12 protein-coding genes are annotated in these 15,167 nt (G+C 45.9%); 4 read left to right on the plus strand and 8 right to left on the minus strand.

From position 1 onward, the window contains the following. Positions 1–13: 13 nt before the first annotated feature. From HF312_12125 to sppA, 4 genes are all read right to left on the minus strand, one after another. Complete coding sequence (locus HF312_12125; GenBank protein MCU7520956.1) at positions 14–802, minus strand: response regulator transcription factor; 789 nt, start codon at positions 800–802, stop codon at positions 14–16. Positions 803–1,077: 275 nt separating this feature from the next. Continuing rightward, positions 1,078–2,049, minus strand: coding sequence for a J domain-containing protein (locus HF312_12130; protein MCU7520957.1), 972 nt, complete (start codon positions 2,047–2,049; stop codon positions 1,078–1,080). A 186-nt stretch (positions 2,050–2,235) separates the two neighbouring features. Beyond that, a complete protein-coding gene (gene pepF, locus HF312_12135) occupies positions 2,236–4,104 on the minus strand; it encodes an oligoendopeptidase F (GenBank protein ID MCU7520958.1) in 1,869 nt (622 codons plus the stop codon). A 65-nt stretch (positions 4,105–4,169) separates the two neighbouring features. Beyond that, complete coding sequence (gene sppA, locus HF312_12140) at positions 4,170–5,942, minus strand: signal peptide peptidase SppA (GenBank protein MCU7520959.1); 1,773 nt, start codon at positions 5,940–5,942, stop codon at positions 4,170–4,172. Between the two features lie 167 nt (positions 5,943–6,109). Between sppA and HF312_12145 the strand changes: the two genes are divergently transcribed. Next, a complete protein-coding gene (locus tag HF312_12145) occupies positions 6,110–6,325 on the plus strand; it encodes a hypothetical protein (protein MCU7520960.1) in 216 nt (71 codons plus the stop codon). A gap of 72 nt (positions 6,326–6,397) precedes the next feature. Here the strand turns inward: HF312_12145 and HF312_12150 are convergent, their stop codons facing one another. After that, positions 6,398–7,015, minus strand: coding sequence for a pentapeptide repeat-containing protein (locus tag HF312_12150; protein ID MCU7520961.1), 618 nt, complete (start codon positions 7,013–7,015; stop codon positions 6,398–6,400). A gap of 306 nt (positions 7,016–7,321) precedes the next feature. Between HF312_12150 and HF312_12155 the strand changes: the two genes are divergently transcribed. The 3 genes from HF312_12155 to HF312_12165 are packed head-to-tail and all read left to right on the plus strand — an operon-like array spanning position 7,322 to position 12,885. After that, the gene (locus HF312_12155) at positions 7,322–8,380 is read left to right on the plus strand and encodes an efflux RND transporter periplasmic adaptor subunit (protein MCU7520962.1); all 1,059 of its coding nucleotides are present in this window, start codon (positions 7,322–7,324) and stop codon (positions 8,378–8,380) included. A 9-nt stretch (positions 8,381–8,389) separates the two neighbouring features. Continuing rightward, entirely contained in the window at positions 8,390–11,557 is a 3,168-nt protein-coding gene (locus HF312_12160) for an efflux RND transporter permease subunit (GenBank protein ID MCU7520963.1), read from the plus strand. Continuing rightward, a complete protein-coding gene (locus HF312_12165) occupies positions 11,554–12,885 on the plus strand; it encodes a TolC family protein (GenBank protein MCU7520964.1) in 1,332 nt (443 codons plus the stop codon). Before HF312_12160 ends, HF312_12165 begins: the two co-directional genes overlap by 4 nt. Before the next feature lie 68 nt (positions 12,886–12,953). On the opposite strand, the gene HF312_12170 is transcribed toward HF312_12165, so the two are convergent. The 3 genes from HF312_12170 to HF312_12180 all read right to left on the minus strand — a co-directional run bounded on the left by HF312_12170 (position 12,954) and on the right by HF312_12180 (position 14,930). Further along, the gene (locus HF312_12170) at positions 12,954–13,289 is read right to left on the minus strand and encodes a DUF4405 domain-containing protein (GenBank protein MCU7520965.1); all 336 of its coding nucleotides are present in this window, start codon (positions 13,287–13,289) and stop codon (positions 12,954–12,956) included. 117 nt (positions 13,290–13,406) lie between these two features. Then, positions 13,407–13,973: a Crp/Fnr family transcriptional regulator gene (locus HF312_12175; protein MCU7520966.1), complete on the minus strand. Its 567-nt coding sequence runs from the start codon at positions 13,971–13,973 to the stop codon at positions 13,407–13,409. 153 nt (positions 13,974–14,126) lie between these two features. Further along, positions 14,127–14,930, minus strand: a complete 804-nt coding sequence (locus tag HF312_12180) for a Rieske 2Fe-2S domain-containing protein (protein ID MCU7520967.1) — start codon at positions 14,928–14,930, stop codon at positions 14,127–14,129. Positions 14,931–15,167: the final 237 nt, after the last annotated feature.

Here is a 15,167-nt window from a genome sequence, read left to right on the forward strand (position 1 = left end):
AAGGGGCTTAAGTTTATTTTTTTGAAGTATTCAGGAGTGCTCTTAGTTTGGTACTATATCTTCTGCTGATAATGAAGGGTTCGCTAACATCCTGGAGGTAGACGCGGAAGGAGTGGTTAAACCACTTTTCTACTTTTTTGACAAAGTCCAGGTTAATTATTGTAGAGCGGTGGATTCTGAGGAAGACCTTTGGAGGGAGAGTTTTTTCCCATTCTTTGAGGAGTTTCTGCACCAGGAGGTGTCTGGCGTCAGTAGTATAGACATTGCTATATTCTTCGGCAGCGGTAATAAAGACAATATTGCTGATTTTGATGATTTCTGGGTGGTTTCCGACCATAAGGAAGAGGCGGTCGTCGCTGGAAAGTTTTCTGAATGAGTTATTTTTAGAGTTATTGCGTTTTGATGAGTTTTCCTGTTTTTCGAGTATCCGGTCCACTTTCTTGAGTCTTGTTTCAATAATTTTGAGCAGGTGGCCGGATCTGACGGGTTTAATGAGGAAGTCGTCTACTCCCAGGTCCATAGCGCGGCGGAATTCCTCCAGGCCGGATTTGCCGGAGGCAAAGAATATGAAAGGGATGGCGGCGGTTTCGGGGTAGCGGTTCAGTTCCTCAAAGACAGAGTAGCCGTCGGGCTCAGAGATTTCGGTGCTGCAGATAATAAGGTCGGGCATAATGAGTCTGGCAATTTTAATTATTTCCCTGCCATTTTCCGCAGTAGAAGCTTTATAGCCGAAATCTTCCAAGAGTTCGCGGATATAATTACAATAGCCGGCGTCGCTTTCAATCAGTAGAATTTTTTTCATTACATCCTTACCTTGTCAGCCTGTCAAAATCAAAAATAGTTTTAGGCGCAGAACACCGCAGAGCATTAAAATGAAAACGATTGCCTATTAAAAGCAGGATTTACATTTCAAAAAGTAATGAACAGACCTCCTCTCAAAATAAAAGGAAGAGTAAAGCGGCAGAATTTTCTTCCCCAAAGTGTCTCTTTTAATATATAGTCTTAAAAGCAAAGATTGTCAATATGATGCGATGGCCCGATGACCCGAGTCACAGCCGGGCTACAGAATTAAGGCATTTATCTTCTAAGTTCAGAGAGTCTGGTAAAGAGTCTTTTTTCTTCGTCGGAGAGATTTTGAGGTATACTGATTCCGATCTTTACCAGGAGGTCGCCGCGTTCAGAGGGGTTATTATAATTTTTCATTCCAAGACCTTTGAGGCGCAGTGTTGTACCGGGCTGGCTTCCGGCAGGGATAGAAACGTTTACTACCTTGCCGTCGATTGTTCTGATAGACTCCTTCCCGCCGAGGACGATAGTATAGAGGTCGACTTTTGCCGTCATTTTGAGGTTATCGCCGTCGCGTTCAAAGACCGGATGTTTAGTGATGTGGAGTGTAAGGTACAGGTCCCCTTTTTCGCCGCCGCCGGGTGCAGGGGCGCCCTGGTTTTTAAGGCGGAGTTTCTGGCCGTCCTTCATACCGGGAGTAATTTTAATGCGTATAGTCCTGCCGTCTATGGTGAATTGTCTTTCAGAGCCGTTAAAAGCCTCCTCGAGAGTAATATTCATGGTTGCTTCATAGTCGCTACCCTTGCGGCTTCTTGAGCGTTGAGTGCGTCTGGAGGAAGTAAAGCCACCGCCAGAGCCGCCGCCCATGAAGGCCTGGAAGAAATCTGAGAATCCGCCGAATCCTGCGCCGCCTCCCTGGCCGCCGAGGTTACTGAAAATGTCCTCAAAGTCGCCCGTAGACTGGTACTCGCGTCCCTGCTGGCTTTGAGCGAAGTTTCTGAACCAGTCGTCGGTTGTTCCGCCGCCGGTGCGCTGGTAGGCGTTGTAATTACTTGAGAGGTTATCGTACTTTTGTCTTTTTTCGGTGTTGCTTAAGACCTCATTGGCCTCAGTAATTTCCTTAAATTTTTCCTCGGCTTCCTTGTTGCCTGGGTTTTTATCGGGATGGTACTGTTTAGCCAGTTTTCTGTAAGCCTTTTTAATTTCATCTGTTGTAGCGTTTTTATCTACGCCCAGGATTTCGTAATAATTCTTAAACTCCATTTTTCACCCTCAGTCACGGAATTAAACATTATTAAATATAAAGATTTCGGGGGAGAAAATGAAAGAAGGTCCGACGTCCGACGTCCAACGTCCGACGTCCGACGGAAAGAAAGAAGGTCCAACGTCCGACGGGAAGAAGGCCTTCGGCATTTGTTGGATGCCGAAGGCTTGAAATATTATGATAAATTATTTTTGGTTAAGAATAGTTTCGATCTGGTCCATGACGTCGTTCATCCTTTTCATTGCAAGTTCAAAGGGCTGTGAGGACAAAGGATCTATGCCGGCTTTCTTTATGAGCTCGATCGGGTAATCGGAACTGCCGCCTTTAAGTATGTTGTAATACTTGTCTACTGCAGGCTTGCCTTCTGTAATGACCTTCTGGGCAATGGCAGTTGAGTATATAAGTGACGTTGAATACTGGAATACATAATAAGTGTAATTGATAAAATGAGGTATATAAGCCCATTCGTAAGCGATGTAGGGATCGACTATACACTTGCCCTGATCGTTTCCGTAATACTGTTTAACGAGCTTATAGTAAATGTCGCTCATTACTTCACCGGTTAAAGACTGGCCGTTTTCAACAGCCTTGTGGATTTCCCATTCAAATTCCGCAAACTGAGTCTGGCGGAATATGGTAGTTCTTAAGAGCTCAAGGTAGCTTCCCAGGAGGTATAGCTTTTCTTCTTTTGTCTTAGCGTGGCTTACCATGTAATTATTCAGCAGGTTCTCATTGAACGTGGAAGCAATTTCAGCAACAAATGTTGCATAGTCGGAAGTTGCGAATGGCTGGTTCTTGTTTGAGAAATAGCTGTGCATTGTATGACCCAGCTCGTGCGCCAGGGTTGAAACCGATTCATAATCACCCGTCCAGTTTGTAAGTATGTAAGGATGAATGTCATAAGCCGCGCCTGAGGAGTAAGCGCCCGACATTTTGCCTACCGTAGGCATATAGTCTATCCACCTGTTATCGAAAGCTTTCTGGAGAGTCTGGAGGTATTCATCTCCCATCGGCTTTAAGGCATCCTTAATTACCTTCTGTCCCTCCTCAATTGTAAAAGGCATTTTAACTTCCTTTACGATCGGGGTATAGAGGTCGTAGTAGTGCAGCGTATCTACTCCGAGCATTCTTTTTTTGAGGTCGAGGAACCTATAGAGTGTCGGGAGGTTTTTATGAATCTGGCTAATGAGGTTTTCATAAACTGAAACCGGAATATTGGGGCCGCTAAGTCCGTATTCGAGAGTGCTGGCGTAATTTCTGTTTTTGGAATAGACCAGATCATTTTTCACCTTACCGGCCAGGTTAGCGCCTATTGTATTCTGGAATTTTGAATATCCTGTAAAGAAAGTGCTGAAGACCTTCTCCCTGTCGCTTCTGTTTTCCACGGTACGGTACTTTGTAAAAGCCGGAGCCGAGAGTTCGACTGATTCATTGTTAGACAAAGTAACCTTCGGGTTAGGCATTTCGGCATTATTGAAAATGTTATAGACCAGGCTTGGTGTCTCCCCCGGGAGGTTAAAGCTGGCAAGAATTTTTTCTTCAGCTTCAGAGAGAGTATGGCTTTTCAGGCGTTCAATGTTATCTACAAACATGCGGTAGTCTGAAAGCCTTTTTTCCTCAGTAAAGAAGTTCTTAAGCCTTCCGGAATCTATTTTTAATATTTCCGGGCTGATGAAGGAGGTCTTTTCCGAGAACTGGGTTCCGAGAGCAGAGGCTTCCTGGCTCAAGGCCTGGTTAGAAGCAATTTTGAGGTTTTCGTCGCTAAGGCGTGAGGCATACTCGGCGAACTTATAATATTTTTTCAGGACGTCGAAGTACAGAGACAAAGCCTTATAGAAAGTCTGAGCGTTTTCGCCCAGGCGTCCCTTGTACGAAGCGACTTCGTCAATACCCTTTATAATCTGCGGCTTATCCTGCTTCCACTGGTCCACTGAGCCATAGAGGTCGGACAGGTTCCACTGGTATTTAGGCGGGACATCCTTTCTTTCGATATTCTGTGAGAATGTTTCCATAGTTATCATAAAAATTAGTGTTAGAATAGTGATAAATTTCATTTTATATCCTATTAATTATTTAATTGAATACTAACGTGTAATGCAAAAGTAAACCTTAGAATAATTTAATATACGTCCAATATGAAAGGCAAGCGGGTCTGGACGCCCTCCATATTTTTTACGTTTTCCAGTTCATTATAGAACCTGAAGCCGCTGCCGAGTTTTTCTTTTATAATAGTTTCTTCAGTCCCGGTTGAAAAGTCTTCAACGATTGATCTGAAAAATCCCTTTTGTCTGGGGAACTCGGTAACATAATAGTTTTTAATTTTAGCCTTTGATGCTGCAATTTTAATGGCATCATCAAGTCCGCCGATAACATCCACAAGTCCCAGCTCTTTAGCCTGGAGGCCCGTCCAGACGTGTCCCTGAGCTATATCGTTTATCTGGGCGAAAGTTTTCTTTCTTCCTTTGGCGACTTTATTGACGAAGGTTTCATAGACCCTGTCAATTTCTCTTTGAATAATTGCTTTCTCCTCTTTGTTAAATGGTCTGCTCGTAGAGCCCAGGTCGGAGAACTTCCCTGTTTTAACCCTGTCTGAAGTAACGCCAAGTTTATTTTTGAGGAAGCCTTCAAAGTTAGGTATAATGCCGAACACGCCGATTGAGCCAGTAATGGTAGTAGGTTCGGCGACTATTGTATCGGCGGCGCAAGAGATATAGTAGCCTCCGGAGGCGGCATAGTTTCCCATAGAAATAATAAATGTTTTTTTGCCGTGAGTAAGGGATACTTCGCGCCAGATCTCGTCGGCCACGAGGGCATAGCCGCCGGGAGAATTAACGCGCATTACGATTGCCTTTACGTTGTCATCGCTGCGTGCCTGGCGGATAGCCTCAGAGATATTTTTATTTCCTATTGTTCTTTCACTTCCGTCTGTGTTGAGAATTTCGCCGACGGCATAGATTACGGCAATTTTATTTCTTGAAGAGTTGTTGGAGCCCGTTGCCACGTCGGAATACTCTTCAAGGCTAACGAGGCTGACCTTTTCCTTTTTAGGCGCATGGGTTATAGAGCGGAGGATCTCATAGACCTGATCGTAATAGACAAGTGAATCTATGAAGTTATATTTTCTTGCGTCTTCAGGGCGCTGAATGAGGAGGTTATCTGCGACCCTGTTCAGTTCATTAAAAGGAATATGTCTGGAAGCCTCAATATTTTTCAGCATATTGTTATATATGGAGCCCAGAAGGGCGGCCATTTGCGTACGGTTTTCATTACTCATTTTATCCAGGCGGTAAGGCTCAGTTGCGCTTTTATATTTACCGTACTGGAAGATCTGAGCTTCTATTTCGAGTTTGTCGAGAGTTTTCTTAAAGAAGTACATTTCGGCGCTGAGGCCCTTAAAGTCGAGGTTTCCGGCGGGATTAAGATAAATCTTATCGGCAACAGAGCCGAGGTAGTAGGCTCCCTGCGAAATATTGTCGCCGAAGGCCAGGACAAACTTTCCGGATTTTTTGAAGTCGCCTAGTTCGCGTCTGACGGCTTCAATTGAGGCCATACCGCCCGGCATAAAGTCATTTAAGTCGAGGTAAATGCCGTCTATATCCGAATCGCTCTTAGCCTTACGGATATTCCTCAGGACTTCATTCAGGCCTGCTTTACGGCTGATTTGAAGGGATGAGAGTGAGAATCCGGAGAACGGATTAGGTGAAGACCTTTCAGAAAGCGGATAATCGAGTTTAACGACGAGCACCGAGTGAGAAGGGATAGTTTCTGTTTTCTCCCTTTCGAGTCCGGAGACAAGGAGAGCCAGAAAGAAAAAGAACATAACTCCAGCTATCAGGAAGACCAGGAAAGTGCCCAGCATGGAGGCGAACATAAATTTAAAAAACTGTTTCATAAGCCAAAGGAATAATTGTTAATAGAACAAAGCTATGACAATTAAGCAATATTGTAAAGACCGCTGGTGGAAATTTTTGCATAAGATGCGGGGATGCATTTGGTTATTGAACCGGATTTTAAGGTTTAGTAGAATATTAATGTCCAGAAACAATAGGAAAGGTGTGTATGTTAGTAAAAAACCTCAGTAAAACAGACTTAAACAAACCGGTGCAGCTCATTATTGTAGAAGGAGCTGCGGATTACCAGGGCACAATAGGATATTTGACTGAGGGACCAGATAAAGGCAGTTTTGGATTTAAGCCATTTGTAAGAAAGACCACGCGGAAGGAGTATGACTGGATCCCGCTTTCTGAGCATGATGAACTGGAATTCCTAAGGTAAATGCCCTTTGAAGAAGGCTCTGAAACATATTCAGAGCCTTTTTCATATGAAGCCCGCCCGGTTTATGGCAGTCTAGCTGATATCGATATCAAAGCACTGCAGGAGTGTCATTGCCTCCGGCATACTGAACTTAGCTTTTTTAATTTTGTTGAACTCGGGGTTAATGTCGTAGTTCGCTGCTTCCCGCAGATCGGCAAAAGAAAGATTAGTATTCTTAAACTTGCTTAGGGAAAAGTCGGTGCCGTTAAACTTCCCCTTGCTCAGATCCGCATTTTCGAAGTTTACTTCCTTGGCAAAGGACTCAGTTATTTCAATTCTTCTTAAGTCGAGGCCGTAGAAAACCGAATAGTCGAGTTTGCATTTTTCCATTTTGATTTCAATTGGTGCCTCGGCTTCCTGCCAGTTAATGCCTATCAATTTGCAGTCGGTAAATTTGCAGTCAATAAATCTGCATCCTGTAATTTTTATGAGGCCCAGGTTACATTTATTAAAGGTGCAGTTTTCGAACCTCACGTATTTGAACCTGGTTTTTTCGAAATTCATTTTTTCGAATTCACAGTCTGTAAATTCGGTATCCTTCAGTTCTGAATCTGAATAGTTCCTGCTGGTAAAATTTTCGTGGAGGTAGAATTCCTTACCGAAGGCAATGCCCTTCATTTCGTCTGAATTAAATAAGTCGTTGTCGTTCATAATTATTCTCAAAATTTTGAAGGTGAAATTTAGGGAAAAGGGAGAGAGGAGTCAAGGAGGTCCGACGTCCTACGTCCGACGGGAAGAAGAGGTTCGAGGTTAAGAAAGGCGGGGGGAGAATAAGTTGGACAGGGGGAAAATGGGAAAGGTTCCATGGTGTGCAGGGTTGGGCTGGAGAAAAAAAGAATACCTTTTTTTGAATTCTGTTTGGTTGGATATTATATAAATGTGCGAACGGGCAGGGCACTATTCCCTTCCCTATGCGGCTTTTCAATTTGCGGCGTTAAAATTTTGAATGTGACATTTATGAATAAACGGACTAAATGGATAATAACCGGGGCTGCTGCCATAGTTGTAATTTTTATAGGATTCAGGATTTTTGCGGGCAGAAAGGAGCAGGCTCCACAGGCTCCAAGGCAGATGGCTCCCCTGGTTCAGGTTACCAGACCGGCAAGGCAGGATGTTACCTACACGCTCAGGTATACGGGCGACATTGGAGCCGTGCAGCAGGCAAATATATTCTCCAAGGTCAGCGGCAACGTTGAACGGATGTACGTTGATATTGGGACTTATGTAAGGCGCAACCAGATACTGGCGGTAATAGATTCCACGGAGCTTTTTCAGCAGTACGAGCAGGCGCTTGCCACATACAACAACAACAAAATCAATTTCAACCGCACGAAGCAGCTGTTTCAGCAGAACCTGATTGCAAGGCAGGAGCTGGATAATGCGGAGGCGGCGCTGAAGGTAGCCAGTGCCAATTTTGCCACGGCACAGACGAGGCTCAGTTATGCAAAGGTTACAGCACCATTCAGCGGTTATATAACCAAAAGGTTTCTTGACCGCGGAGCTCTTGTGCAGCCGGGCAGTTCCACGCTTTATACAATTATGGATATAGACAGCGTTAAGATTGTAGTAAATGTACTGGAAAAAGACATACCATTAATTACCCGGGGCAAAAAAGCCATTATTAAAGTGGATGCATTCCCCGGGCGGCAGTTTGAGGGAACGATCCAGAGGGTCAATCAGGCAATTGACCTGACAACGCGTACACTGACAATTGAGATAGTAATTCCCAACTGGGGCGGAGCCTTAAAGCCCGGAATGTATGCCGAAGTAAATATTATAGCTGCTCAGCACAAAGATGCTCTTACGGTGCCAACGCAGGCTGTAATGCACGATGAAAAAGGAAATTTCCTTTATCTTCTGGACAATGGGAAAGCCAGACGGAATAACATTCAGACAGGAGCCGATCAGAACGGGCAGACTGAGGTGACTACAGGCATTACAGATTCGGCAAGCGTTATTTCCGTTGGGCAGCAGTTTCTGAAAGACGGGATTAATGTAAGATTAGTAAAAAAGTGAAAGATTTATATGTGGTTAACCAGATTAGCACTACGCTACCCTATTTCGACATTCCTCTTAGCATGTATCATTATGGTATTCGGGGTGGTTTCGTTTTCGCAGCTTCCTGTGGATCTTCTGCCGAATTTCACAATACCCGTTGTAACGACGATTACTTTTTATCCGGGTGCAGGTCCGCTGGATATGGAACAGACAGTAACAACATTAGTAGAAAGAAACGTCAGTTCTGTAAGTGACGTGGATTACGTTCAGTCGTCCACAAAAGAGGGTATCTCGCAGGTAAGAATTAATTTCAACTGGAATGCAAATCTTGATGTAGGGCTTGTGGACGTGGTTCAGAGGGTGAACCGTATAGTAAACCAGCTGCCCACGGGTGTAAACACGCCGGTTGTACTGAGGTTTGACATTACGAACCTGCCGGTATGCAACATTGCAATGTCGGGAAATATGGATGAGAGGGATCTTTATGATCTGGCGTACAATGTTGTGGAGCCGCAGGTGGAGCACCTGCCCGGAGTTGCTTCGGCGCAGGTTTTAGGCGGTAAGATACGTGAAATTCATGTAATACTGGACCGTGACCGCCTGGAAGCGCTGCAGATTCCTGTACAGAACGTGCTTACGGCAATAGCAAATTCGAACCTGATTATCCCATCGGGGGATCTTAAGGCGGGAACTTACGACTATTCGCTTAAGACCGAGAGCCGTTTTAACGTAGTGCAGCCGATGCAGGATATAGTTGTTAGGGTTACAAACGGGGTACCGGTAAGGATAAAAGACATAGGGAAAGTGGAAGACAGTTTTCAGGAGCAGACCGAGCTTATAAGAATAAACGGGCAGCCGGGGCTTACGCTGAGAGTGCAGAAGCTTGCAAACGCAAATACGGTGGAGGTGGTAGATGCCGTTGTGCGTGCCCTGCCGCACCTTAACGGTGTGCCGAATACGGTAAGGATGTCACTTTCGTTCGACCAGTCGGTTTATATCAGGCAGACAATTTCAGGGCTGCAGAGGGAAGCCCTTTTAGGTGCAATACTGGCAATGATCATTATCATGCTTTTCCTCAGGAACTTAAGGGGCACACTGATAATTCTGGTTGCCATTCCGCTATCCATTTTAATTACATTCATATGGTTCCGTTTCGGCAACGTGACGCTTAACATTATGACATTCGGAGGACTGGCTCTTGCAGTAGGGCGTCTGGTGGATGATTCGATTGTTGAACTGGAGGCAATTTCGCGTCATTATAATGAGAGGAAGGAAGGGCAGACAAAGATGCAGGCTACTCTAGCCGCGGCGCGGGAAGTCGCCTCCCCTATCTTTGTCTCAACTCTTACTACAGTTATAGTTTTTCTGCCCATTGTGTTTTTAAGCGGTATTGCAAAGATGTTATTTATCCCGCTTACAATTACGATTGCAGTGGCGCTCTTCGGGTCGTTTTTTGTTTCAAGGACTGTCACGCCTTTAATGTGTCTAAAGTATCTGCCGCCGGAAAAGCATCTGGACAGAGGATCCCCAAAGGTGCCGGACAGGATAAGGGTATTTGCGCATGACGCACTGGAGAAAATAGACAATACATATGTGAAGTATCTTGAAATTGGGTTAAAGCGGAAAAGGTATGTAATACTTGGGATTGTTGTTGCGGCGCTCATTTCGCTTATACTTTTCAAGTTCATAGGCTCGGAATTCTTCCCGGAGCAGGATGAAGGACAGTTCACTCTAACGGTAAAACTGCCCGTAGGGACGCGTACGGAGGTAACGGAACAAACTGTAAGGAACATTGAGCAGATAATTCAAAGGAACGTGCCAGAAGTGGAGACCATGATTTCGGATATAGGGGTACCGGCGGCACGTAGCGGGAACCTTTTCAGCAGGAATGCCGGCAGTCATGCGGCAATTATACAGGTTGCGCTGACGCCAATAGAAAAAAGGGACAGGACGGTGTTTGAGATTGTGAAGGCGCTGCGGCCCAGGATCATGGGGATTCCAGGTGCCACGGTATTTGCAAGCACGGGAGGGTTTCTGAAGTTCCTCATGAATTTCGGTTCTACAGCTCCGATTGACGTTGAGATAAGGGGTTTTGACCTTGAGGCAGGCTCAAGGCTGTCGCACGAGATTTCAGACATTGTGCGCAGCGTTCCCGGAGCCACGGACGTACAAAGCAGCCGTGAGGATAACCTGCCGGAGTTAAGGATTAATATTGACCGACAGAAAGCCGGTACTCTGGGCATTAATGTGGCACAGATTTCCAATACAATTAACACGATGATAAACGGCTCAATTGCCTCACTTTATACAGATCCCGTAACAGGCAACCAGTACAACATTCTTGTTCGCCTGAATGAAAACTTCCGTTCACAGATAAATGACCTGCAGAATATAAACATCACTACCCCGTCCGGAGATCAGGTGCTCTTAGGAAATATTGCCACAATTCAGCTGGCAAATGCGCCGGTACAGATTGACCGGAAGTATCAGCAGAGAATTGTTGACGTGACGGCAAACGTATCCGGGCGTGATCTTGGGAGTGTGGCAGCAGATATCAATGAGAGGCTTGCGGGACTTACTGTTCCGCCGGGTTTTGAAATAAAGCTGACGGGAAATGTGGAGCAGCAGCAGAAGACTTTCCGCGATCTTCTTCTGGCATTCGGGCTTGCAATACTTCTGATCTATGTGGTAATGGCCTCGCAGTTTCAGTCGTTTATGGATCCTTTCATCATTATGTTTACAGTTCCGCTGGGGTTAGTAGGCGTATTGTGGGCTCTTTTCCTGACGAATACGACGCTTTCTGTAACATCCTTCCAGGGTATAATTGTTATGATAGGTATTGTAGTAAGCAACGGAATTCTGCTGGTGGATTTTACAAACCGGCTCAGGATGCAGGGTATTAACCTTCATGACGCCGTGGTGCTGGCCGGAAGGACAAGGCTGAAGCCTATTCTTATGACGTCACTTGCTACAGTGCTTGGGCTTATTCCTATGGCAGCCGGAATTGGCGGTGAGAGCACGCAGGCGCCTCTTGCAATTGCCGTTATTGGAGGTCTTACAATTTCAATGCTGCTTACGCTGTTTTTTGTTCCGGCTCTTTACATGGTATTTGAAATGAAGTTCAGGCGAAAATTAAAAGAAGCTCAAACTGAGGACCCTTTGACAGAAAGCACCGGGGAGGAAGACGATAAATGAGGTTAAAGACAAGTCCTGCAGCCATACTGTTCATGCTTTTTGCGATAAATGTTTACGGGCAGGTGAAGGTTGTAAATTTTGACAGGCTTTCGATTGAGGACGCGACTAATATGGCGCTTGAGAACAATCCTTCTGTAAGGATAGCCGTTTCGGGCTACGATGTCAGCCGCTCGCTTTTAAGGCAGAGCCGCTCGGGTTACTTCCCTGCCATAAGCTTTACAGCCTCAGGCACATATACGCAGGGCTCGTTTGTATTTAACCCTTCAATTCCGGTACGCGAGCAGACTTACAGGAGCTACACGGCAGGATTTCAGGCGCAGCAGCTCCTGTGGGATTTTGGAAGAACCTCTGGCAGGGTTTCGGCAAACGAAAATTTTGTAGGTGCATCATCGGAGGATTACCAGTCGGCGCTTGAAAACGTGATCGTAGGTGTGCAGACGGCGTATTACGGGTATCTGCAGACGCAGTATGTAGTAAAGGTAAATGAAGAGACTCTTCAGCAGGCTGAGGAGCATCTTAAAGTTGCGCAGGCATTTTTTAAGGCGGGAAGGACGGCAGAGTATGACGTAACTAAGGCAGAAGTGGATGTTGCCAATGCGGAGGTTAATTTTCTAAGGTCACGCAATCAGGTTCAGATAGCAAAGCTGCAGCTGGAGAATGCAATTGGTGTACAGAACCCGGGCAGTTACGTGCTACTGGATTCACTGAGGGCAGGTAAGTTTACGATGCCGCTTGACAGTGCCAGGGCTATTGCGCTTGAAAACCGTTCGGAGCTGAAGGCGGCAGATTACAGGGTTCAGGCAAACAGGGAGCTTTTAAGCGCCACGTGGGCACAGAACCTGCCGGTGATTTCGGCTGTGGGAAATTACAACTGGAACGGTTTCGGGCTTCCTTTATACAGCAGGTGGAACGCGGGATTAAATTTCGCATTACCCATTTTCCAGGGGTTTTACGTCAGTGCGCAGGTTCAGGAGAGCCAGGCCAATGTAGAGCAGGCCATGGCAGCGGCCGATGTGCAGAGGCAGAATGCGATACTGGACGTTTCGCAGAATTATCTTGCCATGAGCGAGGCTTACCAGAGAATCGGGGCTTCTTATAAGCTGGTGCAGTCGGCAGTAGAGAACCTTAGGCTGGCGCAGGGGCGGTACAATTCGGGAGTGGGTTCGCCGACCGAGATTACGGATGCGCAGATAACGCTGGCGAATGCAAGGATAACAAACATTCAGGCACTGTATGACTATAATACGTCCGTGATAAGGCTGCAGAAGTCGATGGGGACGCTGGGGGGAGAGAAGGTTCGACGTTCGACGTTCGACGTTCAACGGTGAGGAAGGGTTCTACGTTCGAGGTTCGACGGTGAGGAAGGGTTCGAAGTTCGAAGGCATAGCCCGGATGTTTACCGGGTTAGGTGGATGGCGTGTAGGACAAACATGCCCAGGCATATCAGGACGAGGGAAAACGCATATAGTGTTTCACGGCTGATAACCAGACTGGCCGCTTTTCTGAAGTAGAGTTTCATTACTTTCCAGTTCAGTGCTATATGCCATAGTGTAAATACGACAAAAAGTACACCCAGGACGTTGTGAACCGACATCCAGACATGTCTGCTTAAATTCATTCCGCTAAGGCCTAAGATGTGATTCATATAGCCTGAAAGCGGAAGGCCTGCGCCCGAAATAAACATAATGGATGAGATAAAGGCTCTTTTATTAAAATTGCGTAACTTTTCCATTTTTTCCTCCTATTGATTGTTTTATTCTGAGTATTCAATTGCAGATGGTCTGTAAGAGAAGCACCCTGCACCCAGAACAAAATTACCTCCCGAAAAGAATTATTTCATTAACAATTGTTAAGAAATTTCCCGGAGGCGGTTTCTTATTCTGCTAAGTGAAACGGGTGTTATACCGAGATAGGATGCAATATAGTGCTGCGGTATGCGCTGAACTATACGGGGGTTTGTTTTTATAAGGTCTTCATATCTTTGTGCGGGGTTATCCCTGATGCGGGAAAGGAATAGTCCCGCGTAATGGATCATTCTTTTAATTAGATACTCCTGCATGAATGGGCCGAAGCCGGGAACTGAATGGATCATTTCCTGGAATGAAGATTTTGAAACTGCAACAATTTCCGAAGGCTCTATACTTTCTATAGTGAATGCGCTGGGCATGCCTGAAAAGAAGCTTTCTATGGATGAGACGACCTCGCCCTCGAAGAAGAACTGGAGTGTAATGTCCTTGCCATTATTATTGAACCAGATCCTAAGGCATCCTTTTTTGATCAGGTACATTTTGTCTGCCACGCTGCCTTCTGAAAGGAGCACTTCTCCAGCGTTTATTTTTTCATCCCTGAAAAAGCAGCTGTATTTATCCCAGTTATTTTTAAGTCCAGGTATTTTCTCAAGCAGGAGGTCTATCATATTCATCCCCAGTTATTCGCGATTCATCAGATGAGCCGGAAGCCCGGCATGAGCAAGTTAAAAGTATAAAAAAGGGATAAAAATTCAAAGGACATCCCGGAGTTATAAAACTATTTTCCGGATTCAGCTTGCCGGGTAAAAGAGTCACATAAATTACGCCGGGAAATCAATTTTCAGCATAACTTTTCCATCCTGTTCAAAAACGGGGAAGGTTTTAATGTCTTCCTTAGCCGGGCCTGATTTTACCTTTCCGGTTTTAACGTCGAAATGGGAGCCGTGCCAGAGGCACTGGACAGTGCTGCAGATCAGGACTCCGTCTGCAAGGGGCCCTCCCCTGTGCGAGCATCTGTCGTGGAAAGCCATATATCCCTCTTCAGTCCTGGCCAGGACGATTCTTTCGCCGTTAACGTGGAGGAGCTTCATCTGGTTAACTTTAAGCTCATCTGTTTTAGCAGCTTCAATTGTCTCCCCTTTTTTGCCCGAAAGAGAAGATTCCTTCCATTTGCCCGATTGAGCGTAGCGGTGGTCGGGTCCGATGAAATTGCGGTCGACGAGGGTTCCGCCCATCCATCCGCCGATAGTAACCGTAATTGTGCCGGCAAGTTCGAGCAGTATTGTAATAGTTTGGGGTTTAGCGTCAACAGCGCCTCTTAAGAACCAGGCAATGGCAAAGAGGATAACAGTAGCAATCTGGAAAGACATATGTTTTGTAGCCCGTGTGAAGCCGGTGCTGTTTGGCGGAACGCTCATGGTGTAATCGATAAAGCCCGGGAGGCCGGCAGCGAGGCCCATCAGGGCTCCGGCGGCAGAGGTATAGTAGCCGGTGATCCATAAAGAAGGGGCATTAAGTATATAGCCAAGAACGTCGAAAATGAAAGCGCCGATCATTAACCCAATTGGGAAAGGGATAAGCATCTGGTGGATTGCGTGCCCTTTGAAATTAGCCCTGGTTTTCATAGTGCCCTCCGGGAGAAAATACAGGTTTTAGGTTAAGTGGTTATAGGATAAGGTAAAAAGTATATTACTAAAATTCAACGTTAGGCGGGAAAGGAGGTCCGACGTCCGACGTCCAACGTCCGACGTCCGACGTCCGACGGGGAGGAAGGTTCGACGTTCAACGTTCGACGGGGAGGAAGGGCTGAGGTCCGGCGATGAGGGGCCGGACCTCGGATTAAATTTGGAATTAGAGTTCGC

This window comes from Ignavibacteria bacterium (assembly GCA_025612375.1).
In the GTDB taxonomy this organism is placed as follows: Bacteria; Bacteroidota; Ignavibacteria; order Ignavibacteriales; family SURF-24; genus JAAXKN01.

Coding starts and splice junctions, on each gene's coding strand:
- HF312_12125 (MCU7520956.1), bottom strand. CDS start 802: ATGAAAAAAATTCTACTGATTGAAAGCGACGCCGGCTATTGTAATTAT.
- HF312_12130 (MCU7520957.1), bottom strand. CDS start 2,049: ATGGAGTTTAAGAATTATTACGAAATCCTGGGCGTAGATAAAAACGCT.
- pepF (MCU7520958.1), bottom strand. CDS start 4,104: ATGAAATTTATCACTATTCTAACACTAATTTTTATGATAACTATGGAA.
- sppA (MCU7520959.1), bottom strand. CDS start 5,942: ATGAAACAGTTTTTTAAATTTATGTTCGCCTCCATGCTGGGCACTTTC.
- HF312_12145 (MCU7520960.1), top strand. CDS start 6,110: ATGTTAGTAAAAAACCTCAGTAAAACAGACTTAAACAAACCGGTGCAG.
- HF312_12150 (MCU7520961.1), bottom strand. CDS start 7,015: ATGAACGACAACGACTTATTTAATTCAGACGAAATGAAGGGCATTGCC.
- HF312_12155 (MCU7520962.1), top strand. CDS start 7,322: ATGAATAAACGGACTAAATGGATAATAACCGGGGCTGCTGCCATAGTT.
- HF312_12160 (MCU7520963.1), top strand. CDS start 8,390: ATGTGGTTAACCAGATTAGCACTACGCTACCCTATTTCGACATTCCTC.
- HF312_12165 (MCU7520964.1), top strand. CDS start 11,554: ATGAGGTTAAAGACAAGTCCTGCAGCCATACTGTTCATGCTTTTTGCG.
- HF312_12170 (MCU7520965.1), bottom strand. CDS start 13,289: ATGGAAAAGTTACGCAATTTTAATAAAAGAGCCTTTATCTCATCCATT.
- HF312_12175 (MCU7520966.1), bottom strand. CDS start 13,973: ATGATAGACCTCCTGCTTGAGAAAATACCTGGACTTAAAAATAACTGG.
- HF312_12180 (MCU7520967.1), bottom strand. CDS start 14,930: ATGAAAACCAGGGCTAATTTCAAAGGGCACGCAATCCACCAGATGCTT.